This window comes from Sphingopyxis fribergensis, assembly GCF_000803645.1.
Lineage (GTDB): Bacteria > Pseudomonadota > Alphaproteobacteria > Sphingomonadales > Sphingomonadaceae > Sphingopyxis > Sphingopyxis fribergensis.
Genome location: NZ_CP009122.1, coordinates 4,841,123 through 4,867,585 on the forward strand (window position 1 = coordinate 4,841,123; position 26,463 = coordinate 4,867,585).

At 64.5% G+C, this 26,463-nt stretch carries 23 protein-coding genes and 1 pseudogene; 17 read left to right on the forward strand and 7 right to left on the reverse strand.

The window, feature by feature from the left end; all coding sequences use genetic code 11:
- The first annotated feature begins 97 nt into the window (after positions 1-97).
- From SKP52_RS22705 to SKP52_RS22715, 3 genes are read left to right on the forward strand one after another with little or no spacing between them, the layout of a single operon-like run.
- The gene (locus tag SKP52_RS22705) at positions 98-2,803 is read left to right on the forward strand and encodes a TonB-dependent receptor domain-containing protein (protein ID WP_037553305.1); all 2,706 of its coding nucleotides are present in this window, start codon (positions 98-100) and stop codon (positions 2,801-2,803) included.
- A gap of 11 nt (positions 2,804-2,814) precedes the next feature.
- Complete coding sequence (locus SKP52_RS22710; protein WP_039578997.1) at positions 2,815-3,519, forward strand: PepSY domain-containing protein; 705 nt, start codon at positions 2,815-2,817, stop codon at positions 3,517-3,519.
- Positions 3,516-4,250, forward strand: coding sequence for a PepSY domain-containing protein (locus tag SKP52_RS22715; protein WP_037553306.1), 735 nt, complete (start codon positions 3,516-3,518; stop codon positions 4,248-4,250). Before SKP52_RS22710 ends, SKP52_RS22715 begins: the two co-directional genes overlap by 4 nt.
- A gap of 6 nt (positions 4,251-4,256) precedes the next feature.
- Here the strand turns inward: SKP52_RS22715 and hutC are convergent, their stop codons facing one another.
- The 3 genes and pseudogenes from hutC to SKP52_RS27505 form a co-directional block, all read right to left on the reverse strand.
- Positions 4,257-4,958: a histidine utilization repressor gene (gene hutC / locus SKP52_RS22720; protein ID WP_052181953.1), complete on the reverse strand. Its 702-nt coding sequence runs from the start codon at positions 4,956-4,958 to the stop codon at positions 4,257-4,259.
- 196 nt (positions 4,959-5,154) lie between these two features.
- Positions 5,155-5,610 carry a helix-turn-helix transcriptional regulator gene (locus tag SKP52_RS27120; protein WP_052181954.1) on the reverse strand — a complete coding sequence of 152 codons (456 nt, stop codon included), beginning with the start codon at positions 5,608-5,610 and terminating at the stop codon, positions 5,155-5,157.
- A gap of 66 nt (positions 5,611-5,676) precedes the next feature.
- Positions 5,677-5,925 (reverse strand): annotated as a pseudogene (locus SKP52_RS27505) (AraC family ligand binding domain-containing protein); the annotation flags it as partial.
- A gap of 83 nt (positions 5,926-6,008) precedes the next feature.
- On the opposite strand from SKP52_RS27505, the gene SKP52_RS24890 reads away from it, so the two are divergent.
- The 14 genes from SKP52_RS24890 to SKP52_RS22785 all read left to right on the forward strand — a co-directional run bounded on the left by SKP52_RS24890 (position 6,009) and on the right by SKP52_RS22785 (position 19,822).
- Positions 6,009-6,743, forward strand: a complete 735-nt coding sequence (locus SKP52_RS24890) for a class I SAM-dependent methyltransferase (RefSeq protein WP_052181955.1) — start codon at positions 6,009-6,011, stop codon at positions 6,741-6,743.
- A 169-nt stretch (positions 6,744-6,912) separates the two neighbouring features.
- The gene (locus tag SKP52_RS22735) at positions 6,913-7,614 is read left to right on the forward strand and encodes an alpha/beta fold hydrolase (RefSeq protein ID WP_267128071.1); all 702 of its coding nucleotides are present in this window, start codon (positions 6,913-6,915) and stop codon (positions 7,612-7,614) included.
- Between the two features lie 237 nt (positions 7,615-7,851).
- The gene (locus SKP52_RS22740; protein WP_039578999.1) at positions 7,852-9,045 is read left to right on the forward strand and encodes a hypothetical protein; all 1,194 of its coding nucleotides are present in this window, start codon (positions 7,852-7,854) and stop codon (positions 9,043-9,045) included.
- Positions 9,046-9,166: 121 nt separating this feature from the next.
- Entirely contained in the window at positions 9,167-11,284 is a 2,118-nt protein-coding gene (locus SKP52_RS22745; protein WP_037553309.1) for a ParB/RepB/Spo0J family partition protein, read from the forward strand.
- 189 nt (positions 11,285-11,473) lie between these two features.
- Positions 11,474-12,508: a DUF7146 domain-containing protein gene (locus SKP52_RS22750; protein WP_037553310.1), complete on the forward strand. Its 1,035-nt coding sequence runs from the start codon at positions 11,474-11,476 to the stop codon at positions 12,506-12,508.
- Between the two features lie 317 nt (positions 12,509-12,825).
- Complete coding sequence (locus SKP52_RS22755; protein ID WP_037553311.1) at positions 12,826-13,758, forward strand: DUF2493 domain-containing protein; 933 nt, start codon at positions 12,826-12,828, stop codon at positions 13,756-13,758.
- A gap of 242 nt (positions 13,759-14,000) precedes the next feature.
- Positions 14,001-14,744 (forward strand): helix-turn-helix transcriptional regulator, encoded by a 744-nt coding sequence (locus SKP52_RS22760; protein ID WP_052208764.1) that lies wholly within the window; start codon positions 14,001-14,003, stop codon positions 14,742-14,744.
- Between the two features lie 91 nt (positions 14,745-14,835).
- Positions 14,836-15,453: an acyl-homoserine-lactone synthase gene (locus tag SKP52_RS22765; RefSeq protein ID WP_052181957.1), complete on the forward strand. Its 618-nt coding sequence runs from the start codon at positions 14,836-14,838 to the stop codon at positions 15,451-15,453.
- Between the two features lie 13 nt (positions 15,454-15,466).
- On the forward strand, positions 15,467-16,378 hold the full coding sequence (locus tag SKP52_RS22770; protein ID WP_037553312.1) for a phytanoyl-CoA dioxygenase family protein: 912 nt from the start codon (positions 15,467-15,469) through the stop codon (positions 16,376-16,378).
- Entirely contained in the window at positions 16,375-17,013 is a 639-nt protein-coding gene (locus SKP52_RS24895) for a GntR family transcriptional regulator (protein ID WP_052181958.1), read from the forward strand. Before SKP52_RS22770 ends, SKP52_RS24895 begins: the two co-directional genes overlap by 4 nt.
- 82 nt (positions 17,014-17,095) lie before the next feature.
- Entirely contained in the window at positions 17,096-17,218 is a 123-nt protein-coding gene (locus tag SKP52_RS27305; RefSeq protein ID WP_255265930.1) for a hypothetical protein, read from the forward strand.
- Between the two features lie 68 nt (positions 17,219-17,286).
- Entirely contained in the window at positions 17,287-17,409 is a 123-nt protein-coding gene (locus SKP52_RS27310; RefSeq protein ID WP_255265931.1) for a hypothetical protein, read from the forward strand.
- A 56-nt stretch (positions 17,410-17,465) separates the two neighbouring features.
- Positions 17,466-18,125 carry a lasso peptide biosynthesis B2 protein gene (locus tag SKP52_RS22780; protein WP_037553313.1) on the forward strand — a complete coding sequence of 220 codons (660 nt, stop codon included), beginning with the start codon at positions 17,466-17,468 and terminating at the stop codon, positions 18,123-18,125.
- Positions 18,122-19,822 carry an asparagine synthase-related protein gene (locus tag SKP52_RS22785; RefSeq protein ID WP_039579005.1) on the forward strand — a complete coding sequence of 567 codons (1,701 nt, stop codon included), beginning with the start codon at positions 18,122-18,124 and terminating at the stop codon, positions 19,820-19,822. Before SKP52_RS22780 ends, SKP52_RS22785 begins: the two co-directional genes overlap by 4 nt.
- On the opposite strand, the gene SKP52_RS22790 is transcribed toward SKP52_RS22785, so the two are convergent.
- The 4 genes from SKP52_RS22790 to SKP52_RS22805 form a co-directional block, all read right to left on the reverse strand.
- Positions 19,723-21,696: an Atxe2 family lasso peptide isopeptidase gene (locus SKP52_RS22790; RefSeq protein WP_037553315.1), complete on the reverse strand. Its 1,974-nt coding sequence runs from the start codon at positions 21,694-21,696 to the stop codon at positions 19,723-19,725. The two genes, SKP52_RS22785 and SKP52_RS22790, sit on opposite strands and share 100 nt — an antisense overlap.
- Entirely contained in the window at positions 21,690-24,626 is a 2,937-nt protein-coding gene (locus SKP52_RS22795) for a TonB-dependent receptor (protein WP_052208766.1), read from the reverse strand. Before SKP52_RS22795 ends, SKP52_RS22790 begins: the two co-directional genes overlap by 7 nt.
- Positions 24,627-24,713: 87 nt before the next feature.
- Positions 24,714-25,634 carry a FecR family protein gene (locus tag SKP52_RS24900; protein WP_052181960.1) on the reverse strand — a complete coding sequence of 307 codons (921 nt, stop codon included), beginning with the start codon at positions 25,632-25,634 and terminating at the stop codon, positions 24,714-24,716.
- Entirely contained in the window at positions 25,631-26,275 is a 645-nt protein-coding gene (locus SKP52_RS22805; protein ID WP_136173115.1) for an RNA polymerase sigma factor, read from the reverse strand. Before SKP52_RS22805 ends, SKP52_RS24900 begins: the two co-directional genes overlap by 4 nt.
- Positions 26,276-26,463: the final 188 nt, after the last annotated feature.

Below are 26,463 nucleotides of genomic sequence, written 5' to 3' on the forward strand. Positions count from 1 at the left end.
TCATAACCAATTGATATGATTCAATAAATTCCTATTGACCTGTATATACATTTGATGCTCTCTGAGGGGAATCAGCCAACCATCAGGGGGTTTCGCTATGATGACCAGGACAATTTTGCTCGCCAGCGCCGCAGCGGTCGCGACCTTTGCAACGCCAGCGCTCGCGCAGAGCGATGCTGCGACGCAGTCACCCGCCGCGGAGGATGCTCCGAACGGATCGGACATCGTCGTGACCGGCTCGCGCATTCGTCGCCAGGATCTCGCGGGCGTCGGCCCCGCGACCGTCGTGTCGGCCGAGCAGATCGAGAACACCGGCGTCGTCAATATCGAGACGGTGCTGCAGCGCCTTCCCGCCAACGCCGGCTTCGCAGGCAACCAGACCTCCGCCTATTGGGCGAACAATGGATATGGCACGGCGCAGGTGAACCTGCGCGGTCTCGGCATCAAGCGCACGCTTGTTCTGCTCAACGGCCGCCGCCTCGTCGCGGGCGGCACCGGCGCGAACTCCTCGCCCGATCTTAACATGATCCCGGTCGCGGCGCTCGCGCGCACCGATGTGCTCAAGGACGGCGCCTCGGCGATCTATGGCGCCGACGCGATGGCGGGCGTGGTCAACCTCGTGACCCGCACTGACTATGAAGGCCTCGGCCTCAGCGTGCGCCAAGGCATCACCGAAAAGGGCGATGGCTCGGACTTCACCGCCGACCTCCTGTGGGGCGTCCGCAACGATCGCGGCGGTTTCATGGCGGCGGTCACCTATCAGAAGACGAGCGCGGTCAATATGGCAACGCGCGCGCCTTGCTCGCTTGCCGAAACCACGCCCGGCATGCTGAGCTGCGTGAACAGCGCCTCGACGATCGGCGGCCGCGCGGTGCTGCCGAACGGCCAGCAGATCAACTTCAATCAGGTGCTGGGCGGTAACGGCAACTTCTTCGAGCCGTACAGCGCTGCCAAGCACAACTTCAACTCGAACCCGTTCCTCAACGCGGTGAGCCCGGTCGAGCGCGTGAGCACGGCGTTTTTCGCCGACTATGACATCACTGACAATATCGAGGCGTTCGGCGAATTCCTTTACACCTTCCGCAAGTCGAATCAGATCGCGACGCCCGGAACGCTGCGCAACCTCTCGATCGCGGCGAGCAATCCCACCAATCCGACGGGGCAGAATATCGTCCTCATCCAGCGCCGCCTCGCCGAGCCCGGCCCGCGCCAATTCTTCCAGGAAACCGATACCTGGCAGGGTACGTTTGGCCTCCGCGGCAAGCTCTCTAACGATTGGGGATGGGAAATCGCGGGCGCCTTCGGCCGCAACACCGCGGTCGATGGTTCGACCAACATCGCCAATCTCGAGCGAGTGGCGAATTCCCTCGATACGACCAAGTGCAGTCTTGCTGCCGGTGCCACGATCCCCTGCGCCGACTATCTCGGGTTCGGCGACCTGACCCCGGAGGTTCTCGACTATATCCTGTTCACGTCGCGCGACCGCGGCGGCAACGAGCTTGCGACGGTCACCGCCGATATCAACGGCGATCTCTTCAAGCTGCCCGCAGGCCCCGTCTCCTTCGCGGCGGGTGTCGTCTATCGCAAGGAAAAGGGTTGGCGCGATCCCGATCCGCTGACGGTGCTCGGTATTGCCAACACCAACCAGCAGGATCCGATCTCCGGAACGAGCACGGCGAAGGAAGCCTATCTCGAACTGTCGGTGCCCGTTCTGGCCGACACACCCTTCTTCCAGTCGCTTACCCTCGACGGCGCGGTTCGCTACTCGAACTACGACCTGTTCGGCAGCGACTGGAACTACAAGGGGAGCGTCGACTGGGTCATCAATGACAGCTTCCGCCTGCGCGGCACCTACGGCACCGGCTTTCGCATTCCGAACGTCCCCGAATTGTTCGGCGGCGTCTCCGAGGGCAATCTGACGACCACCGACCCCTGCTCGCGCTATTCGACCAGCGGCAATGCGACACTGATCGCCAATTGTCAGGCGTCGGGCGTGCCGGCCAATTATGTTCAGCTCGGTACAACGATCCTGACAACGGTCGGCGGCAACGAGAATCTGAAACCCGAAAGCTCGACGACCTGGACCGTCGGGACGGTGATTTCACCGAAGGGACTGGTTCCGGGACTCTCGCTCACTGCCGACTGGTTCGACATCAAGATCAAGGATGCGATCCGTGCTATTCCGGGCTCGACAAAGCTCAGCATTTGTTATGCGAGCCAGAATCTTTCGCATCCCTTCTGCGAAGATTTTACCCGCAGCCCGTTGACCGGCGAGGTTACCTTCCTCTCCGCGCAACCGATCAACACGGGCCGCGAAGAAATGAACGGCCTCGATCTGGGTCTCGTTTACAACAATGACATCGGCAGCGTGAACGTCTCGCTCGACGTCAACGTGACCTATCTCAACAAATATGTGGTCCTGCCTTTCCCCGGCGGCGCGCCGATCGACTTCGACGGCTTTATCGGCGGCGGCAATGGCGGCTATCCGAAATGGCGCGGCTATGGCGTGCTGACCGCTGAAAAGGACGGGGTCAGCGCGACCTGGTCGACCCAGTGGATCGGCAAGGCGACCGACTTCAATGCGGCCCCCGGCGACATCGGCTACAGCACGCCGAATGTCTTCTACCACAATCTCCAGGTCGCTTTCGAAATCGACGAGAAGACCCGGTTCCAGGTCGGTGTCGACAATCTTTTCGATCGCAAGGCGCCCTATATCCAGAGCTTCACCGATGCGAACACCGACACGATGACCTATGACCTGCTCGGACGGCGTTTCTACGTCGGCTTCCGCACCGCGTTCTGAGGGTAATCGATATGGCGATCCGTTGGCCGCTGCTCGTCCGGCGAACGCATAAATGGCTGGCCTTGGTGGTCGCCGTCCAGGCGCTGCTCTGGACGCTGACCGGCTTCTACATGGTGGTCGTGCATATCGACACCATCCATGGCGACCATCTCGTGCGCGCGCCGATGGTTCAGCCCTTCGACCTCGCGGGCCTCGCGCCGCCGTCGCGGATCGTTGCGGCCGCGCCCGGTGCGTCCGAGGTTCGCTTGCAGCGGTTCTTCGATCGCCCCGTCTGGCGCGCTGAAACTCCCGAAGGGGCGCGGCTGTTCGATGCCCGCTCGGGTGCGCCGCTGCCTGCGCTTACCGAGTCCCAGGTCCGCGAGCAGGCGCGGCGCATCTACACCGGCGACGGCAAGATCGTGTCGGTGCGGCTGTTGACCGAAGCGCCACAGGAAATGCAGTCGCGCAAGCCGCCCTATTGGCAGGTCGAGTTCGAGGGCTGGAACCGCCCGACGCTCTATCTGTCGCCGACGACCGGTGAGCTTATCTCGCGCCGGCACGCATTGTGGCGCGTGTTCGACTTCGCGTGGATGCTCCACATCATGGACTATGATGAGCGGACCGACGTCAACAACCCGTTGCTCCGCGTCGCGACCTGGAGCGTCTTCGCGATGGCGATCAGCGGGGCGTGGTTGCTGATCTGGTCCTTCAAACGCCGCAAGAGGAAGCAGGCATGAAACGCATCCGACTGACGCCGCTCTTCTTCCGGCGCATCCACAAATGGGTCGGGCTGATCCTGGGTCTCCAGTTCCTGCTCTGGGCGCTCAGCGGATCGGTGATGGCGCTGCTCGACAAGGATAAGGTCGGCGGGCACGGCGGCGGGATGTCGCATGCGCATCCACTGCCACCGGGGGAATATTTCGACGTGGCGGCCCTGCCGCGCGGCGAACCTGTCACGGGCGTGATCCTTCGCGATCTCGGAACCCGGCCGGTCTATGAAGTGCGCTCCGCAAAAGGCGTCCGTCTCGTCGACGCGACAAGCGGCGAGCACATCCGGGTCGACGAGGCCATGGCGCGCGAAGTCGCCTCCATGATGAACGAGGCGCCGATCCGAGAGGTGAGCGTAATCGCCAAGCCGAACCTCGAATCGCGCGATCATGAGGGGGCGATGTGGCGCGTCGATTTCGCGGACGACGAGAACAGCAGCGCCTATGTCTCGCTCGATACCGCCCGCTTTCTCGTGATGCGCGGCGATACCTGGCGCACATGGGACTTCTTCTGGATGCTCCACAATATGGACTATATCAACCGGTCGAGCTTCAACCACCCGCTGATCATCTTCGTCGCCTTCGGTGTACTATGGCTGTCGGGAACCGGCTTCTACCTGCTGTTCAAAAGCTTCAGCAAAGCCGACTTCCGTTGGCTGCGCCGGCGCCGCAAGCCGGTCGTGGTCACCCGCACCGGCTGACCGGCCTCAATCGTCGATCGAAAAGGCGGCTGACAGCTCGAAGCGTGTTCCGGGGTGTGTCAGCCAGGCATGCGACACAAGGCGCGAGCGGCTCCAAGTCCGGCGCGTCATCTGGAGCACCGGTTCGCCGTCGGACAATCCCAGCATGCCGCGCATCCGCTCGTCGGGCATCGTCGAGCAAACGCGATGCTCGACCCGTTCGAGCGGTGCAATGCGCGTCAGATATTCATTTGGTGTCATCCGCGTGAAGTCGAGCGTGCCATAGTCGGGGGCGATCGACGCGAGAACGAACCTCTCTTCTATCTGTATCGGAAATTCGGCTTCGTGATGGACGATGATCGAATGGAACAATTTCGTGCCCACGGACACCTCGAGCAGCGGCGCCGTCTCTACATTGGCGCGCTCTTCGCGGTTCTGGATCACGCGGGCGCGGTACGCATGACCGCGCTCCCGGATTTCCTCGGCGATGTTGCGGATTTCAATCATCTGGCCGATCGGCTTTGGCTCTGCGATGAACGATCCGCTGCCGGCGCGCCGCACGACGACGCCCGCCGCCTGCAACTCGCGTAGAGCGCGGTTCGCGGTCATCCGCGAAACGTCGAACTGCTGAACCAGCTCCGCTTCCGACGGCACCCGGTCTCCTGGGTTGAGGCGGCCGTCCCGCACTGCATCGCAAATGCTTTGCTTGATGGCGACGTACCGGGGCATCACCTCGCCTCCCGTCTCTTCGGGCGGCCGGGTTGCCTCGCGGGGCCGAGATTCTGAAGCGGGGGATTTTCGAGTGAGCGAAGGGTTCATAAGTCGTCTATACAACTTCGCCGACTCCCAGCTAGGTAAAACAGAATGTCACGCGCCGATTGCGCAAAAACTTGCGCGCCAAGCCACTCTCGGTGAGAGCGGGAGACTAATTGTCTCGATTCCGCTTGCGATCGGGAAAGTAGCGTGCCGGCGTTACACCGGTCAGTTCGCGAAACGAGCGGATAAAGTTACTCGCCGTCCCAAAACCGAGTTCGAGCGCGATCGATGTGACCGCCTCGCCCTGCGCCAGCCGCAAGAGCGCGGCCTTGAGCCGAATCTGGTTCCGAAACGCGGTAAAGCCTGTTCCGGTATCGCGTTGGAACAGCCGCGCAAGGCTTCGGCTCGAGATATGGAGTTGCTCCGACCAGGCTTCGAGGCTCCTCCGGTCGCCGGGATTGCGATCGAGTGCCGCGGCGATTTGCGCGATACGGGGCGCTGTGACCGACGGGATCGTCAGGGCAGGCGATATTTTCAACGCCATCTCGTCGGCGAAGAGGAAGGCCAGATGCCGCTGACGCGCCCCTGCGCCCGTGCCTGCGGCCGCAAAAATGATCTCGCGCATCAAGGGGCTCACGGAAGTTAGCCCGGCTTCTTTCGGCAGCCTCCGTAGAATGCTGCCGAAACAATATATGCTGTACATCTCGAAACCGCCCGAGGTCTCGACGCGATGCTCATGGTCCGCGGGCAGCCAAACGCCCTGCTGGGGCGGAACGACCCATTGTCCCTCACGGGTGTGCAATATCATGACCCCCCTGCTCGGGTATATCAGTTGGACTACTGGGTGCCGGTGCCACTCCCCGATGCTTCGTGCATGGAATGTGGCTCGTTCCACCTCGATCGAGACCGAAGGAGCATTCTTGTCGGATAGTGAATTCATTATGTCCTGATATCATCTATCGGACATAGTCTCCAACGCTCAGCATCGTCTTCGCAATCGACGGAGACCTTATGCGCCTACCCATGATGATCCAGTCCACGAAGCGTTCGTCCGCCGCCCGTCCCCATGGGGAATATAAGCGCCAATTGCTCGACGAAATTGTCGCTCTCAAGCCGGCAACCTTACTCGACGTCGGATGCGGCACGGGCGATCTTCTCGTCGCAGCGCGCGAAGCGGGCATCGCCCGCACTGTCGGGATCGAGCCGGAAACCCAAGCTTGCGTCCGCGCGCGATCCCGGGGTTTGGACGTCATTTCATGTCGTGCCGAAGCGCTGCCATTCGAAGACCGCAGTTTCGACGTCGTGACGCTCGATTATGTCGCACATCATACGGAGAATTTGCCGAGAGCATTGCGCGAGGCGTCGCGCGTCGCGCGCTGCGCCGTGCTCATCCTGGATTGCTGGTTCGACGACACCCTTGCTTCCCAGCGCGTCGCACGACGCTATGACAACTGGCTGAAGAGGCGCGACCGCAAGAGCGGATATGTGCACAACGCCTGCCCCACGGCGATCGAACTAATCTCTATGTTTGCAGCCGAAGAATTTTCGATCGACTATTTTTGCCGCCTTATCCTTTCGCCGCTCGACGTCGCCGAAGTCGAACGATCGGCCCGCGGTCTCCTGGAAAATGACGACGACCCGATCGGGAGGCTGGAACTGGAGGGCATTCTAGACGATGCCCGCCGCGACGGAATAAGCGATGATGGCTGCATCGTCGCTCGCTTTCTTCGCGACGGCGAAGCTGCAGACACCGCCTAGGCCCGAGAATGAAGGAGAGGCGATCATGTCGAGGCAAGCGGCTCTGGCCGAGATCCGGTTTCTGGGCGATGATCGATGTGAGTTGTCTGCCTGGGTGTCGGCGGCGGCTCCAGGGATCGAGAATCCAACGCCGATCCTGCTATGCCACGGTGGCGGACCCGATCACGCAATGTTCCTGCCCCTGATCGAGACAATCCCGGACGAATATGCGGTAATACTTCCCGATGTGCGCGGCTATGGCCGATCGCGATGTCGCGACACGGCGCGCCACACTTGGGCCCAATATGTATCCGATGCAGTCGCGTTGCTTGACGCCCTTGGTTTCTCGCGCGCCATCATCGGAGGCGCCGGACTTGGATCGACGATAGCACTCCGCTTCGCGGTGGATCTTCCGACCTATGTTCTGGCTGTCATCGCGATCGGGATCGAGGATATCGAGGACGATAAGGCAAAGGAGGCTGAAATCCGGATGATGGAGGCGTTCGCCTTGCGAGTACAGCGTGACGGCATTCTGGCCGGATGGGAGCCCCTCTTGCCGCATCTATCTCCGATCATCGGCGCGATGGTTTGCGAGGCGATCCCGCGTTCCGATGCGGAGAGCATTGCCGCGGCTGCGGCGATCGGTCGCGACCGATCCTTTAAAGATCCCGAAGAGCTTGCCGTCATTTCCGTTCCGGTCATCTTGTTCGCGGGTGACGACGCGAGACACCCGCAGTCGCTGGCCGAAGAGCTTGCGAGCATCATTCCCCGTGGCCGATTGGCGGCGGCTTCGCTGTCATCGAACGTGAAAACAAGCCGCGATTTCGGTCGGTTCATCGCGCCCGCTCTTCTCGACTTTATTGCCGAAGTTCGAGCCGCACCCACAGGATGATCGCAGCCTCTACGATCTGACCGACGGATAACCGCCGAAGCAGGCCCATCCAGCCGGACCTGGCGCGCACCCGATTGCGATAGCAGCAAGCGGTCTCGGCCGGCACCTGCGTCGGTGGTGCGATGTCCCGCCGCGAAGCGCGGCCCCCTTCGGCGGCCGCAGAGGGAGAGGAGAGAGGGGCCAGGTGACGGGTTGAAACCGGGAGAGAGTCTTCCGGACCCGTCGCGGAGACACGCCATGACACTTCTACCCAGCACCCTCGCCCGCGATTCGTCCCCGGGCTACAAGGTCGATATCTCGCGAGGCCGGCGCATCGGCCGCGTCTCGTCCGAATGGTTCTCCCGGCCCGACGACGAGCGCTACCTGTCGCTCTCCGACCTTTATGATGCAGTGCGCGCGCGGGCCGAGACCGCGACTGCGCGGACTGTCGAAACCCGCGCCATTCGCGTCATCGCCGCGCCCGACGAACCCGAGCGACTGAGCCTGCTCCTTCCCGACCGCGAAGCGCCGGTTGCACCCACGCACTGGTCTTTCGGGCAAATGTGCAGTCTCGTCGGGGCGCCGTCGGCCTATCTGCGCCAGCTTCCCGCCGCATTGGCGGGCATCAACATGCAGCACGGTCTGCTCGCGCATCGCGGGGAATTGGTGAAGACGCTCGAGACCGGCGACGGGCGCACCGAGCTGCGTGCCGTGACCGGCCCCGATTATGGCCGCATCTGGGATCATGAGCTTGTCGCCGCGGTCATGAAGATCGCGGGCAATGGCACTGGCGACACGCGGTGGAAGGTGCCGGGGCTCCTCGACTGGTCGACGATGCGCCACAATCCCTTCGTCGAGGTCATGAAAGATACGACGACGCTCTACGCCAGCGACCGCGACGTCTTCCTCTTCCTTGTCGACGACGCCAATCCGATCGAGGCCGGTCGTCTGCCCAACGGCGATCCCGACCTCTTCTTCCGCGGCTTCTACTGCTGGAACAGCGAGGTCGGGTCGAAAGCCCTCGGCATGGCGACCTTCTATCTTCGCGCCGTCTGCATGAACCGGAACATCTGGGGCGCCGAGGGCTTCGAAGAGATCAGCATCCGGCACAGCAAGTTCGCGGCCGGTCGCTTCGCGCAGCAAGCGGCGCCCGCGCTCGAACGCTTCGCCTCTTCCTCGCCGGTCTCCTTTATGAACGGCATCAAGGCCGCTCGGGCCGCGATCGTCGCGCGCGACGATGACGATCGGCAGACCTTCCTGCGCAAACGCGGCTTCTCGAAGGGCGAGAGCGAGCGGATCATCCGCAGCGTGCTGCAGGAAGAGGGGCACCCGCCCGCATCGATCTTCGACTTCGTGCAGGGGATCACCGCGCTGGCCCGCGAGCGTCCGCATCAGGATGGACGGCTCGAGCTGGAAGCCAAGGGTGCCAAGCTTCTGGCCTCGGTCCACTGAGCAAATCTCGCGTTCGCCGGCGGCGTGGTCCTTTCCCTTCAGAGGGAGAGGGCTGCGCCGGAGCCATGACGGGCTGAGAGCCGGGAGAGAGTCTCGCGGCGGCCTGTCATGGAGAAGCATCATGACGAAACAGGCAAAAATCACCCTCAGCGGCGCGCGGGAAATTCCCTTCAGCGCGCTCGTGCTGAGCCAGGCCAATGTGCGGCGCGTGAAGGCCGGGGTGTCGATCGACAGCCTTGCCGCGGACATCGCGCGGCGCGGCCTCCTCCAGAGCCTGACTGTTCGCGCCCAGCGCGACGAGGCGGGCCAGGAAACCGGTCGCTTCGAAGTCCCGGCCGGCGGTCGCCGCTTCCGCGCGCTCCAGATGCTGGTGAAACAGCGGCGCCTGGCGAAGACCGAGCCCGTGCCCTGCATCGTCCGCGAGGATGATGCCGTGTCGGCCGAAGAGGATTCGCTCGCCGAAAATGTCCATCGCGAACCGCTGCATCCGCTCGACCAGTTCCGGTCGATGCAGAAGCTCGTCGAACAGGGCACCGACATCGAAACGATCGCGGCGACCTTCATGGTCACGCCCGCGGTCGTGAAACAGCGCCTCAAGCTCGCCGAGGTCTCGCCCAAGCTCCACGACATCTACGCCGATGACGGCATGACGCTCGAACAGCTGATGTCCTTTTCGGTGTCGAGCGATCACGCGCGGCAGGAACAGGTCTGGGATATGCTCGCCTCGAGCCACACCCAGCAGCCCTGGTATATCCGCGCGCGGCTGACCGAGGACAAGGTTCGGGCATCGGACAAGCGCGTCCAGTTCGTCACCCTCGACGCCTATCGCGAGGCAGGCGGACATATTCTTCGCGATCTCTTCGAAAGCGATGACGGCGGCTGGCTCGAGGACGTCGCGCTGCTCGACCGGCTGCAGGCCGAGAAGTTCGAAGCCGAGGTTGCGCGTGTCGCGGCGGAAGGCTGGAAGTGGATCGAGACGGCGGTCGACTTCCCCTATGGCCACACCTTCGGCCACCGCCCGCTCGATGGCGTGGCGGCCGAGACGAGCGCCGACGATGAGGCGCGGATCGAAGCGCTGCGCGAGGAAGCCGACCGGCTCGAAGACGAATGGGCGGGCGCCGAGGACATCCCCGATGAAATCAGTGCCCGGATCGATGCGATCGACGAGGAGATCGCGCCGCTCGTCTCGAAGCCGCTGATCTACGACCCGGAGGAAGTGGCGATCGCCGGCACCTTCGTGAGCATCGATGTCGACGGGTCGCTGCATATCGAACGCGGCTTCGTTCGTCCCGAGGACGAGCCGCAAGAGCCCGTTGACGAGGAAGCTGCGGGCGGCGAGGAAGCGGCCGGCGGCGTGATCGGCGACGAAATGCAGGAAGATGCGGTCGGCGCGACATCTCCGGAAGAAGGCGGCACCGGCGAGGGCGAAGATCCGGATGATCTCGTCCGCCCGCTTCCGGACAAGCTCGTGACCGACCTCACCGCGCACCGCACCCTTGCGCTGCGCGACGCGCTGGCCGCAAGCCCGCTGGTGGCGTTTGCGGCGATGCTCCACGCCATCGTTCTCGAATGCTTCTACACCTATGCCTCCTCGGCGAGTTGCGTCGGCATCGCGCTGCGCAATCATTCGATGGTCGGCTATGATGCGGGGCTCAACGATACGCCGTCCGCGCGGGCCATTCGCGAACGGCACGAAGGCTGGTCCGAGCGGCTGCCCGATGCGACCGCCGATCTGTGGGACGTGCTTGCCGGTCTCGACGCTGATGACCAGGCAGCACTGTTCGCGCACTGCGTCTCCTTCGGCGTCAATGCGGTGTGGGAGCCGGCGACCCGCTATAATGAAGGCCGGGTGTCGGCCCGCGCGGTGGCGAGCCGGATCGACCATTCGCACATCCTCGCGCGGGCGTCGGGCCTCGACATGGTCCAGGCGGGCTGGGTTGCTACCACGGCCAATTACCTCGGACGGGTGACCAAGCCGGGGATCCTCGATGCCGTCGAAGAGGCTTGCGGGGCCGAAGCGGCGGCGCGGATTGCGGGACTGAAGAAGCCCGAGATGGCGAGCGCCGCCGAGGACCTGCTCAAAGGCACCGGCTGGCTTGCACATCCGCTGCGCACGCCCGTCATCGACGAGCCCGACGGTGATGGGGAGCTGGCTGCGGCCAATGACGATGGCCCTGCAATCGAAGCGGGCCATGACGAGCTGGGCGACGACGACATCGAAGCGATTGCCGCCGAATAACGCCACCGACTATCATTCGGGGAGTTCGGCGCTGTGCCGGGCTCCCCATTTTTTCGCTGGCCCTTGAAATCAGGACGCTCCGCGCGAACATCGGAGGTGTCCGGCAGGGGCTGCCAGACCGCCGCATGCCTTCCTGACCCGCTCCACCGGGCGGGATCGCGCGCAGCCTGTCTTGTGAAGGAGGCCCCCATGTCGAGTCCTGCAGCCGAGGTCGCGCGACGCCTCGCCGACGATGCCGAGGCGGTTTGCCGCCGATATCTCTCCCATGGACGCCGCGAGGGACATTATTGGATGGTCGGTGACGTCCGTAATTCGCCGGGCCGCAGCCTTTACGTTCGCCTTTCTGGCACCGCCGACGGTCTTCGGTCCGCTGGCAAATGGACCGATGCCGCCAGCGGCGATCATGGCGATCTTCTCGATGTCATCGCCGCGAGCTGCGGCCATACATCCTTCCGCGACACGCTCGACGAGGCGCGCCGCTTTCTGAGCCTGCCTGCCGTCATGCCCGGCGACCGAAATCCGGCTCCGCGTAAAGCACCGCGCGGCACCCCCGAGGCCGCCCGCAGGCTATGGGCCGGATCGAAGCCGCTCAGCGGCACCCTTGCCCGCGCCTATCTGTCTGCCCGCGCGATCGGCGACCTTCGCGATGCCGAATGGCTTCGTTTCCATCCCCATTGCTTCTATCATCCATCCGAGGACGACGCCCCCGATGTCCGCCGGGCATGGCCCGCCCTGATCGCGGCGATCACTGACGAGGCGGGCAATGTCACCGGAGTCCATCGCACCTGGCTCGACTCGGCCGCCTGCGACAAGGCGCCGGTTGCCTATCCGCGGCGCGCCATGGGCCAATTGCTCGGTCATGGCGTTCGGTTCGGCACGTCGGCTGCGGTCATGGCGGCGGGCGAAGGCATCGAAACCATCCTGTCTTTGCGTCAGATCACACCAGCCCTGCCGATGATCGCCGCCCTTTCGGCGGCCCATCTGGGAGCGTTGACCTTCCCGCGCGGACTGCAGCGACTGTATGTCGCGCGTGACGACGACCCGGCGGGTGCGGCCGCCTTCGGGACGCTTTGCGACCGAGCCCGGCCGCTCGGCATCGAGGTCATCGCGCTCGAAGCGGATCGCGGCGACTTCAATGCCGATCTCATGACACTCGGCCGACAGCGAATGATCGGCTCGCTTCGATCCCAGCTCCGGACTGCGGATCGTTCACTCCTGCTCTGACGCCTCAGCATCGGCCGGAAGGAGGGCGGGCGAGGGATGGACCGGTGCTGATGCAGCACCACGGGGTGGCCGCGCTCCGGCCTTCGCAAGAGGGCGACTGCGGCGAACCGTACCGGGCCCGCAATGGCGGGCGGGCGGCTATTTTCCGCCGGGGCGCGCGGCGCCCCTTTGCATCGCGAAACAAAATAGCCTTCGCCCGCCATCCTCCGCCTTCGGCTTCGGCCGCGGCCGGGGCCGCGGTGCAGTTCGGTACGGCGCGCCGCGAGGGGTCGCCGCGAAGGCCGCGCGAGCGCGGCAAAACCCGACTGGAGACGATCATGTTGAGCCCCACCGAACCCGCCGACGATCCTGCCGAAGCCGGCGCCACCCATCTCCTCCTTCAGGAGATGCAACTCTTCGGACATCGCCCCTTCGAAGACGAACCCGACCCGCGCCCGCTGCCCGATGCCCGCCTGGCGGCCGGCGCTGTCGCCGACATATTCGATGCCCTTGTCGGCTGTCTCGACGATACGCGGATCGAGCCCGATCTCGAAGAGCTCCTCTGGAACGTCGTCAACCTCTTCCACCGCGCGGGGGAGCGGGTCGAACGCAGCCTCGACGACAATGAACAGGCGCAACGCCGAGCCCAGCGCGAACAGGACGGGAGCGAGATCCGGTCGGTCGAGCTCGAACGCCTCGTGCAGCAGGGGATCAGCCTGATCGAACGGCGCGATGCGATGGAATTCTTCCGCGAAAGCGCCGCCGAACAATTTCGGACCCACTGCCGCAAGGCCTGGTCACCGCGCACCGGATCGCGCGCGCATCACCGGTCGATGACCGCGGCGATGATCGACAGCCGTGACTTTCTCGACGCGCGGTTGCGCCAGAAAGCGGCTGCACTTCTTCCCGAGGGCACGCGCATCCTGTTCACCGGCGGCGCTGATGTCGACGATCATAGGGCGATCTGGGATGCTCTCGATCGCGCACGCGACCGCCATCCCGATATGATCCTGCTCCATGGGGCAACGCCGACGGGGGCCGAACGCATCGCCGCCTGCTGGGCCGAAACCCGCAAGGTGACGCAGGTGGCCTTCCGTCCCGACTGGAGCCGGCATGGCAAGTCCGCGCCGTTCAAGCGCAACGACCGGATGCTCGAAGCACTGCCGGTCGGGGTCATCATCTTCCCCGGCACCGGCATCCAGGACAATCTCGCCGACAAGGCTGCGAAGATCGGCCTTCCGGTCTGGGATTTTCGCAAGCGGGGCCGATGACAGCCGTCGGGCATTCGGACGCTTTCGGCAAAATGGCCCCAATCTGGTTCTATCTCCCGAATATAATTGAAATATATTCGTAACATCCGCAAATTTACATCATTGTAGATCGCTATGACCAGCGGCGATCACCCGTCGCCGGCGGGACGGCCCATTGAGAGGGCACCGCTCGCAGGCCATGACGAGGAGCAGGGACGGTCGGCCGACTTGGCGACGACTGCCGTCCGCTGCCATGGGTCGCAATGCCGACGATGGACGCTGCGCATGCTTTTGCGCTCGACGTCACGCGGGTGAAGGATGCGGCGGGTCTGGCCGATCTGCTGGCGGAGGCCTGCGCGCGCATGGGCTGTTCCTGGTTCGCGCTGAGCCACCATGTCGATTTCCTCGCGGCTCCCGACAGGGGTGTTCGCGTCCACAACTATCCCGAGGATTGGGCCCGCTGGTTTGACGAGCGCGGCCTAGGGCTTACCGATCCGGTGCATCGCGCCAGTCACCGCAGTCTCGAGGGTTTCTTCTGGCGCAACATGAAGCCGCTTTCGGGCGAACGCCCCGAGGACGAACTGGTTCTCAGTGAGGCGCAGCGGCACGGAATAGGAGACGGGCTTACCATACCGGCGCATATTCCTGGCGAGGCGCATGGTTCGGTGTCCTTCGCCTGGACGCCGGGGATCGCCGCGAATGATATGGCGCTCCTCTTTGCCCGAATGATCGGTGGGCCAGCCTTCGAAGCCGCGCGGCTGCTCGCCAATCCCGAACTCGCGCAGGTCGGGCCGCGGCTGACGGACCGCCAGCGCGAATGTCTGATCTTGTCCGCCAAAGGCAACAGTGCCCCGAAGGTTGGACGCATCCTCGATCTCAGTCCCGACACGGTTCGCGAGCATCTTCGCAACGCGCGGCAGCGTTACGACGCGAATGGTGGGATCACGCTGACGGTGCGCGCGCTTTATGCCGGCGACCTCAGCTACGAGGATATCGCCAAGCGCTGAACTTTTTTCGCCGACACCCCCCGATCGTGCTATGGTGGAGTGGCAAAAAGCCGTTCAATTGGATGGTCTCTTTCGAAAAGGAGACACATCCATGCTTTCGGTAATCGACCATTCCAACCGCGCGCACGAGCATCAATTGCTCCGCGCGATGTTCGAGGCGCGTAAGCGCGTCTTCATCGATCTTCTGAAATGGGACCTGCCGGTGCTCGCCGACCGGTTCGAGATCGATCATTTCGACGATCCCCATGCGACCTATCTGATCGTCGGCGATCAGGAGGGCGGGCATCTCGCCTCGGCGCGCCTCCTTCCCACCACGCGCCCGGCTCTTCTCGATGGTCTCTTCCCCGGCCTCGTCGACGGCATCCCGCCGTCCGGCCCCGACATCTTCGAGATCACGCGCTTCTGCCTGTCGCCGGGGATCGGTGCGCGCCAGCGCCGCACCGCGCGCGACACGCTTCTTGTCGGGCTGGTAGACTATGCGCTCGCCAACGGCATCCGCTCCTACACCGGCGTCGCAGAGCTCGACTGGTTCGCTCAGATCCGGACCTTTGGCTGGGACTGCAAGGCGCTCGGCGAAGCCGGCATTTACGACGGCCGCGCGCTGACCTCGCTGCGGATCGAGATCGACGCCGACACCCCCGCAAGGCTCAAGTCGGCGGGGATTGTTTCGGGCAGCGCTGCGACGCCGGTCGCGGCCAATGCAGCGTGAAAGGAGCGGGACCATGATTACCGATATCGCTCCAGTCGATAGCCACCAGCCGCCCTCTGCTTCGATGCGGGCGCTCAAGGAAAACGGCTACGCGATCGTTCGCGAAGCCGTTCCCGCCGAGCTGATCGCGGCGATCGATCGCGACCTCGATCCGCGATACGCCGCGACGCCCTTTTGCGAGGGCGGCTTCTATGGGACACGCACCAAGCGCTTCGGCCGCCTGCTCATCCGCTCGCCGCATGTTGGCGCATTGGTCATGAACCCGGCGATCCTCGCCCTCGCCGAGGCCGCGCTCGGCGACTGGTGTGAGCGCATCCAGCTCAATCTCGCCCAAGCGATTGAGCTGCATCCGGGAGCGCTTCCGCAATTCCCGCACCGCGATCAAGATATGTGGCAGGGCACACTCGGTGAGGTCGAATATCTCGTGAATGTGATGTGGCCGCTGACGCCCTTCACCACCGAGAATGGCGCCACGATCATCTGGCCGAAAAGCCATGGGCTCGAGGCGCTCATCGAGGAACCGGCGGAGGAGCCGATCATTGCCGAGACCATGCCGGGCGATGCCATCGTCTTCCTGGGTTCGACGCTCCACGGAGCCGGCGGCAATTGCAGCGCGTCGGTGCGGCGCGGGATCATCATCAGCTACTGCCTTGGCTGGCTGAAACCATATGAGAACCAGTGGCTCGCCTATCCACCCGACGTCGCGAAGGACTTTCCGCCGGAGCTGGCGGCCTTGACCGGCTATGTACAGCATCGCCCAAACCTCGGCAACTTCGAGGGCCAGTGTCCCTCGATCCTGTTCCGCGGCTATCCCCCCGACCCGATCGCAGCCGTTGATGCGCTCCGGCCCGACCAGCAGGCGCTTCTTGCCGACTATATCGGCGACCAAAGATCGGCGGGCGGAGACGGGACGCTCGCGGCATGAGCCCGGGCACCACGATGGAGCGGGTCTATCTGGACCTCAAGGCGCGTATCCTGTCGGGCACCTATCCGCCCGGTACGCGCCTCGAGGCGGCGCAGCTCGCAAAGTCGCTGGCGGCCAGCGCTACCCCCGTTCGCGATGCCCTGTATCGCCTGTCGGGCGAGCGGATCATCGAGAGCTGGCATCAGGAGGGGTTTCGGCAGCCCCTTCTTAATGAGGCGGATTTGGTCGAACTCTATTGGTGGACCGGCGCCCTTCTCTCGCTGGCGTTGAAGGGGAGGACGCCGAGGCCCGATTTGCCAGGCGGACTGATCTCGCTCGCGAATCACCAGGCCTATCCTGAGGGGCTCAATGGCCTCTTCCGGACCATCGCAATCGGCAGCAGCAACGGCGAACTTCGCGCTACCATCATCAATTGTGTCGAGCGAAGCATGACAATCCGCACATTGGAGGTTCGTGTCGATGGGTCTGTGGGCGACGCGCTCACGGCGATGGCGGACGATTACCGGTTCGGTCGATGGAGCGCTTTACGCAGTAAAATCACGCGCTTCCATCGCCGCCGCGCGTCATATGCCGGCCGCGTCGCGGCCGAAATCCGGCGCCGGTCCGAGCCGCTGGATAATATTCGGAGAATATGAGTCGTATTAAATTCCTATACGGCGCGGCCTCCCTAGCTTCGAGAGGGCCGCAATTCCGCGGCAATCATGGAAGGAAGCGATCATGGACCGCGAACTCAATGAGTTGATCGAACTCGGCAGCGTTACCGGCGACACCGCGGGCAGCGAAGACGTCGGCATCGAAACGAACGGCAAGTTCAAGCCGCTCGGACTCAGCCAGGACTGACCAGCGCTCCGGGGACCGGCCCGAGGCCGGCCCCCGGTCGTTTCCTTGTGTCTGAGAAGGGAAGCAACATGGAACGCGATAACGACACGCTCGTCGAACTCGGCTCGGTCTCCGGTGACACCGCCGGCGACTGGGGCCTGTATGTCGAAGCCGGCGGCCGTATGCCGACGCCCGGTCTCGTCCAGGACTGACTGGTGTATCCGGGAGCCGTCCAGCATCGAGCGGCTCCCGGGTCTCGCGCGGCGCCATGACGACCGGCTGGAAACTGGCAACCGGAACGGGCTATTGCGAAGTCGACGGAGATCTCGTCTTCCTCGACCTTGTCCGGGACAAATATTTCGCGCTGCGCGGGCAAGACCGCGCGGCCTTCGAGCGGCTTCGGGCAGGCGAGCCGAACGACAGCGAGGCGATGGGGCGTCTTGTGGCGACAGGATTCCTCGCACGGTCGAGCGAGCCGACGAAGCTCGATCCGGCCTCGCCTCACATTCCGGCCAACGATTTGTCGGCGGTCGCCGACGGACCGACATCGCTCCGCATGGGTTTCGCAGCGTCCCGCGCGCTGCGCTGGGCAAGACGTTCGATGCGGCCAAACCGGATCGCGTCAACGGTGGAAGCCATGCGGAACGCAAAGCTTCGGCTCGGCGTGCCGGGCGCCGAAGCGGCGGTTCGGGGCATCGCTTCATCCTATGCAGCATCGCGCTGGATGGCGCGGACCCCGCCACGATGTTTGATCGACGCGCTAGCGCTCGACCACATCCTCCTGTCGCACGGCCTAGGCGCGCGGCTGGTTTTTGGGGTGCGTCTCAGCCCCTTTGCCGCACATTGCTGGTTACAGAGTCCCGGCGCGGTGTTGACCGGAACCTCGGCCGAGGCCCGCAACTTCACACCAATATTGGCGATCGGATGAAACGCGGCATTCTCGCACTTGTGGGAACCACGTCCGGGGGGCTGGCGCTTGCGGCAGCTGCCGAGCGCCACGCATTGCGATGCGTTCAGAATGCGGGCGCACTGACCGTCTATGCAGGCGCCGGCATTGCTGACCAAGTGATGGAAAGCGGTGCCCTATTGCTCGGGGACATTTATTCGCTTTCGGGCGCTACCTGCCACGCGCCCGGCGACGGCTGGGGAAGCTATCTGGCCTTCACCGTCGACGATGCATCGGTCGAGATCGCGCGCGCCGCGCTCACCGGCATGCCGATCTACTGGACCCGGTTTGAAGACGGCTTTCTGCTTTGGAACGATCTCGAGCTGGTCGCGCCAATGCTTGGCATCGGGTCATTCGATTGGCAGTTCATCGCCGGGACTTTGGCGTACGCCAATCTGCGGACCGAACGGACCGGGCTTGAAGGTGTGAGCGAGCTATTGCCCGGCAGCTGTGCCAAGTTTTTGGCCGAGGAGTCAGCTGTCCAGACTTTGTGGACGCCTTGGAAGGCTGTCTCGCAGCCCGATCTTCGACCAGTCGCTGAACTTGCGCTAGACCTCGAACGTCGGTTCCTTGGGTGCTTGCGAGGCTGGTGTGGGAATCGGAGCGACATCCTGCTCGAGCTGTCGGGCGGACTCGACTCTTCGATCGTCGCGGCAGGCCTGTCATCGGCGCAAGCCAATTTCTCTGCCGTCACTTTCGTTTCGTCCGGTGCCGACGGCGACGAGCGTCCCTACGCGCGCGCCGTCGCGGCGCATTGCGGTGCTGAGCTTCTCGAAATGCCCCACGCGGATACCGGCATCGATCTGGTATCGCTACCGCCTGTCCTTCACGCGCGGCCCTCCGCCTATGGCGTGCTCGGCGGGATCGACGATGCCTTCGAATCGGCGTTCCCCGTTTCCGATGCCGCGATCTTCGGGGGCATCGGTGGGGACAATATCTTCGATTTCGACACGAGCGTCGCGCCGATCCTCGACGCCTTTCGTCATTTCGGGCCGCGGCGCCCTGCATTCGAGACGATGCGCGACGTCGCGCGCGCGGGCGATGCAACGGTCTGGCAGGCCGCTCGCTTGGCGTATCGGGCGGTGCGGGACGGCCCGAGCGGCTGGCGCCGTGAGACCGGCTTCTGCGTCGCGGACCAGGTGCCGGCCTCGCCGCCGGCTCATCCCTGGGATGCGGGCGAGGAGGATGCGCCGCGCGGCAAGCGCAACCATGTGCGCGCGCTTCGGCGCATCCTCGACTTCGTCGACCGGCCGCGCCGCTGGCGGGACCGCGATGTCGTAGCGCCGCTGCTTTCACAGCCGGTGGTAGAATTTTGCCTTACTGTTCCGAGCTGGGCGTGGGTGAGGGGCGGTCGCGACCGCGCGGTTGCCCGCGCCGCATTCGCGTCGCGACTTCCGCCGGAGGTCGTTTGGAGGCGCGGCAAAGGGCGGCTCGATTCCCTCTGTACCGCAAGCTATCTTCGCCAGCGCGGTGCGCTCGCCGACCTCCTGCTCGGCGGGCGGCTGGCGGAACGCGGGCTGCTGGACAAGCCTGCGATCGAGACCTACCTCGCGCACGATCTCGTCGAGGGCGACTTCGCCTATTTCCGGCTGCTCGAAATCGCCGATGTCGAACGTTGGGTGCGGTCGGTAGAAGCCTCGCCCTTGATGGGGCCGAGCAGCCGCCAGCGACGATACTGATCGGCCTTCGCTGGATCGGGGTCGATCTCGCCTTTGAGCCAGAAGCGGAACCAGTCGAGATTGCGCTCATAGGCCGCGAGCTTCTGGCGGGGTTCGACCTTCAGATGCGGGGCGAGGGGGAAGAGGTGGGTCTCGCCGAGACCGTTGGTAGCAAGCTTGCTCATCAGTTCGGCCGACTGGCGCGCTTCGCTCTCGGGAAGTTGCAGCAGCATCGGCGCCGTGATCATATCAATATTGAGCGCGGCCGAAAGCGCCTGCCACTCGGCAGGTTCGGTATCCGGCGGGCCGAGCTTCCAGTTCTGCCGGATATTGCGGGCGAATGTCTCGCGGCCCGGGCGAGCATTGTACCAGTAATACGTGGGTTCGATCTGGACCGAGGCGATCGAAACCGCCTTGAGAAGATCGCTGTGCATGGCAGTCCATACCGCAACCTCGCTTCCGAAGCTGAGACCGCCCATGCCGACGCGGCTGCGATCTATCGTTCCGCGCCGGTCGAGGGTGTCGATCGCGGCCCGCACGGCTTCCATGCCGATCTGGTAGCGATCCTGCGCGATCTCGCCGCCTGGGAGGACGTCGATGCAGAGCGATGCGATGCCGCCCGCGGCAAGCGCGCGCAGAGGCCATTCGTCGCCTGTTCCGCCGCGCAGATATCCATTGCAGCGATAGTAGGTGACGAAGAGCGGCAGCCGCCCGGGGATCTTCGGGCGGATGAGTATGCCCGACGCACGGCTGCCGCTCACCTGCCACGCGATCGTTTCGACAAGGAGCCCGTCGCGGCCAGGAAATGAATTTGGGGAATCGATGATCTTCTTGCGGCCAGAGGCCTCGATCCGGACGAGGCGGGGTGAGACCGACGCGGCCGCCTCGACGCAAAAGATTGCTTTTTCGCCTGCAGCGCAGGGCTTGCTGTCGCTCCGCCCACTCGAGAGCTGTCCTGCCGAGACCGCGATCATCTTGAACTTCGCCGACGCGGGCGTCCACACATGCAGGGTCGTTTGGCCCGATTGGGCGCGGAGTGCGATCAGGACGCGGCCGTCGGCAAGCCCGCTCCGCCATGCGATACGCTCCGCATCGTTCGGGCAGCCGCTCGCCGCGACGCAGACGCCGCGCTGCCGAAGAATGCCGCGGAGGCTTTCGGGGATGTCCGGCCCGGGCGCCGGCTTGAGCAGGGCGCGTTCAGCGTCGTTCGCCGGGCGCTCGCTGGTGCCGGATGCGTCTCGGGCAACGACAGCGCGCGGTGTATCTTCGAGCAGCGGCACGCGGTCGAACCAGTCACCAGAGAAGCGCTGCGTCGAAGGACGTCCATTGATTGAGGCGCCGCGATAGAGGGGTTGGGCAAGATCGACGCGCGCGTCGAACAAGATACCGGTGTCGCGCTCGGCCTCCTCTGCCCGCGCGATCGCATCGCGCGGAGGTCCTTCGCGCGAGATGACGGTACCGTCAGCGGCGATGGCAAAGGCCTCGATTTCGCCTTCGCTTGGCCCGATCTCGTGGAATCCCGACCCGTCGATGGGACTCACCCACAGGCCGATTCGTCCGTCGACAAGGGCACGGACAACGACTGCCTTGCCGTCGGGCATCCATGTGGCTTCGCCGGGCAGGACGCTCCCGGCGTCGTTCCACATCGCGGTGCCGAGTCGTCCGAGCGCGCGGGGAGGGGCGGTGGCGTCCGTGGGCGCTAGATACCAGTCGATATCGATCCGGTTGGTGACGGTGGATGGGCGCTCGACCCGATAGGCGATCCAATTTCCGTCAGGAGAGACCGCGAGCCCCGACAGGTCGGCAATCTCGGCGATTTCGCGCGGGGTCGTCTGGCTGGCCGCGGGCGATGCCGCGGCCAGGAGACAGCCGAGGATCGCGGCTTTGCTCACCATCGGATGGTGGCCTGGAGCGACATCATGCGGCCGAGCGGGCTCGCCTTCTCGGGGTCGTAGCCGAGCGCGGACGACACGCTGCGGTTGTTCACATAGGGCGGATCCTTGTCGAACAGGTTGGTGATTCCAAGGCTGAGCCGCAGGCCCCGCCCTTCCACGCCATCGCCGCCCCCGATGCGCTGCGAGATGCTGAGGTCGAACGTGGTCCAAGAACCGACCCGCTCCATCGGCGTCACGACCTGGTTGAGATAGCCGTCGATGTAGTTGACGAAGGCATTGGCCGAGAAGCCGCCCGTCGCCCAACCGAAGCGACCGCGAAGGCGCCATTTGACCGGCTTGGCATAGGTGCCGACGACATCGACCTGCGGCCCGCCCGGAGCCAGTTGCTGTTTTATCGAGAAGATATGCGTGCCCGCGATGCCGAGGTCGAGCGTTCCGCCCGCGAATGCGGGGGAATAGCCGACATCGAAATCGATCCCGCGCTGGCGTTCGGCGGCGAGGTTGCGGATGCGACCGTCCAGGATCGCGGCGACCTGGCCCGGCGCGATGTTTGCTGCGTTCACGAAGCTGGGACGTGCGAAATATCCCTCTACCAGTGCCAGCGACGGATTGTCGGTGATCAGCCCGCCGAAGCGCGCCCGGTCGACAAGAAAGCGGGTGTAATCCTCGCTCGCCGTCCCGATGCGGTCGCGATAGTCGACGTCATAATAGGTGACCGACGCCTTGAAACCGGCAAGCGACGAGGGGGCGACGTCGATGCCCGCGGTCCAGGTCGTCGCTCTTTCGGGACCTACGTCCGGTGCATAGCCGAACAGGCCGAGTATGTTGGTCGTGCCCGTCGGCGAAGCGGGGTCGGGGACCGCTTCGGTCTGAAACAGCGAAATCGCCTCGCCGATGAGCTCGTCGAAGGCGGGCGCGCGGAAGGATTTTCCGTAGGACCCGCGCAGCGCAATGCCCTGGAACGGTTCCCATCGGACGCCGACCTTGGGATTTTCGCTTCGGCCGACGTCGCTGTATTTCTCGGCGCGCCCGGCCAACGAAATGTCGAGCCTGCGGAAACCCGGCATCCCGTTATCCGGCCCGAAGACCGGCACGAGCAGTTCAGCATAGGCTGCGCGAACCTTCCGCACGCTCGGAATGATGTCGAATGGGTCGGTGAAGGGCGTCGCGAGGCTGAATCCGTTGACGGTGTAATAGTCGAAATTCTCGCGGCGATACTCCGCGCCGATCGCGAGCCGGACCTCGCCGCCGGGCAGGCGGAAGAGCGGGCCGTCACCGCGGAGCGCCGCCGACCAGCTTTCGAAATCATTGACCGACTGGAATGTGCCGCGAATGCTGTCGATGGTGACCGGATTGTTTGCGGTGCCGTTTCCGAAGACGTTGAATGCGGTTGCTCGGTTGGTGTCGGCAAGCGCCGCAGCAAGGCGCGGGCGATTGACGAGATTGGCCTTGTTCGCGATGCCGCGCTGATGGCCATAGGCGCCGCCGACCTGCACGCGCCAGCGGCCAATTTCCTGGTCGAAGCCCGCTGAGGCGGTGAGGCCGCGCGCCCGGCCGCTGTCGATCTGCGGTCCCAAGTCGTTCACGAAGCGATAGGCGACGCTGACCGGCTGGTTCGTGCCGATCGGATCAACGTAGAAAGGATTGGTAACCGGCACCCGCGCGGCCTGGATGAAGTCTCCGGTACTGACGCGGCTGTAGCGGCGCTGCGCCGCGAGCGCGCTTGCGCGAAAGGTCAACGTGTCGGTAAGGTCGAATTCGGCAGCGGCATAAAGGCTGTGAATGCGCGTTCTCGGCAAAATGTCGCTGTTCACGCGACCGTCGTAGCGGTTCTGGACACCTGGAATCAGCTGAGCGGCAGTCAATGCGCGGCCGTCTTGTCCGGCCGGGATGCCAAACCGCTGTCCATTCGCGGCCGTAATCGTCCCGGGCACCGCGAAGTTGGTCCGATAGTCGGGGCCTCCGAAGGCCCGCAGATCCTCGCGCGCGAAATCGCGGGAGGCGCCCGCGAGCGCACCGCGCTGCGAGTATTGGTAAGCAAGCACCAGCCGTGCGCCGCCGAAGTCACGACCAAAGATTTGGCCGAACTGCAACTCGGTCGTATCGCCATCGGCGGTGCCCGCGCGCAGCATTGTCTCGGCTCCCTCGAAGCGACTCCGCATCCGCACGTTCACCACCCCGGCGACCGCGTCGGCGCCGTAGATCGCCGATGCGCCGTCGATCAGCACTTCGATCCGTTCGACCGCGCCTACCGGGATGAGCGAGATGTCGGCGAAGACGCCGCCGATCCCGCCAAGCGCTGGGCGCGCATTGTCGATGAGGACGAGGGTCGACGAGGTCCCGAGGCCGCGCAGGTTGATGCTCGAGCCGAAAGTCGAATCCGAACCCCCGCCGTTCCGGGTCGTGGTCGTCGAGACTGCCTCGTTGGGGCCGCCGCCAAATGCCTGTGGCAGTGATTGGAGCATCTGCTGAACAGTGCCATAGCCGCTCTTTTCGATGGCTTCGCGGTCGATGGTGACGACCGGAGAACCGGTCGGTCCTGCACCGCGAATGCGCGAGCCTGTAACGATGATCGCTTCGCCGTTCGTCTCAGTCGATCCAGTCTCCCCGGCATCGACGTTTCCCGAGCGAAGGACCCATGCGCCTTCGACGAGTTCGATCGTCAGGCCCGTGCCGGTGAGGAGTCGGGAAAGGGCGGCGTCGGGAGAGAGTCGCCCGCGGACACGGTTGCTGCGTCGGCCTTCGAGCAGGCTCGAAGCCGCGATGACCTCGCGGCCGGAAATGTCCGAATATTTGCGAAGTGCGTCGCTAAGGCGCTGACCCTCGATATTGTAGGTCTGCTCGCCCGTCTGCGCACACGCGCTGGGTGCATAGAGTGCGGTCGCCGAGACGCCCGAAGCCAGAACGGCCGCGAAAAATTTCATCGTCATTCATCCCTCCCGTGCGGCCGATTTTGGCCGTCTGAAGGGAAAAAATGACGGGGGCTCCGAACACCCTATGGGTTTTTCTTGGGTGTCCTACTCGGATTTCGCGCCGAGAATCGGTCCGTTCGCACCGAACTCGACCTTGAGATCGAGCGCGGCGCCGAGCTTCAGCGCAAGTTTCCGGGCATCGGTCATGTCGAAGCGTCCCGTCACCTGCAGCGATGCCAGCGCCGGATCGGCCAAGCTGATCTTGACGCCATTCTCGCGGCCAGCGCGGTCGAGGATCGCGCCAAGCGGGAGATTGTCGGCCCACAGTGATTTGGCCGGGGCGTTCGCCTCCTCGCTCTTGATCGTCTGGGGGCCGGTCGACCTGACCTCGGCGCGTTCGCCGGGGCGGAGGCGAAGTGCCTTTCCGCCTTCGAGGCGCCGCACTTCGACCGAGCCTTCGACCAGCGCGATGCGCGGAACATCCGCGCGGAGATCGACCTCGAAGATGGTGCCGAGCGCGCGCGTGACCGAATCTCCGGCCTCGACGAGAAAGGGACGCGACGCGTCGTGTGCGACCTCGAACCTGGCTCGGCCGTCATACAGAATGACGCGGCGTTCGCCGTCCGAGAAGCGCGTCTCGATGCGGGCGCCGTCCATCAGCGTCACGCGCGTCCCGTCGGCGAGCTGGCTCTCGCCTTGCGCCGAATTGGTGGCGATGATCGGCTGATCGCTGTCGCGGCCGACCAGATACCAGGCGAACCCGACCGCGATCACCGCAGCGAGAATTGTGGCAAAAGCCCATCGCCGCCCGCCGGGTTCACGCTCCCGGGCATCGGCCCGAACATCGGCCTCGATCCGGGACGGCGACATCGCCGCAGACCAGTTCCAATTGTCGCGCGCTTCGTCATAGGCCTTGGCGTTGTCCGGCTTGGCCAGCCATTCGTCGAACGCCGCCCGGTGCTGGTCGGCATCGGGGCCCATCATCTTGTCGAGCCAGGCGGTGGCTTCGCTTTCGGCGCGGCTCACTGCTTACCCCGCGCGCGCTTGATGGCGGCAAGGGCTTTGGTCATGTGGCTTTCGACCGTCTTCACGCTGATTCCCTTGATTCGAGCGATCTCGGGATAGCGTAGTCCTTCGAAGCGATGCATCAGGAAAATCTCGCGCGTGAGCGGAGATAGCCTCGAAATGGCTCTTTCTGCCCGGCGAAGGACGTCGCGCGCTTCGAGCGCGGCGTGCGGGTCGCTCGCTCCCTCATGCTCGTCACTGAAACTGTCGTGCTGCGACCGGTGACGGCGCCCGTCGGCGCGACCATATTCGGCGAGGAGCATCCGGGCGCTCTTCACGAGATAGGCTCCGGGGCCTTCGACCAGCGCAGCGAGGCCGCCGCGCGCGCTCGCAAAGCGGCTGAAGACTTCCTGCACAAGGTCGCCGACATCTTGGGTCGGCGCGCGGCTCTTGAAGAAGCGGGTTATTTGGGGGCGGTGTTCGGAGTAGATCGCCTCGATGCGCGCCGATCGGCCGAAGCGCTCCCAATCCTCTGGCGGCAAGGGGTCGCCGCCGGCAATACCCGGTCGCTCGCTGTCCTTGTCCTCGAAGTCCATACCTGCCGCCTTCCCGTTCGGGACGAAGGCGGCAAGCCGGGCGTTGAGAACTTGCTTAGCGAACAAGCGCCGCCGCCTTTAGCCCGAGGGCTTGGACATGCGCAGCGGCCACCCGGCAGGATGGAATAGGAAAACTAAGCTAAGCAGGTTCTCACGCCTGGCACCGTGCGCCTTGCCCGATGCACCTCAAAGCATAGCTTTGCCCCTGTCGCTTGCAAGCCGGCTGTGCGGAGATAGGTCCAGATCGAGTCAAA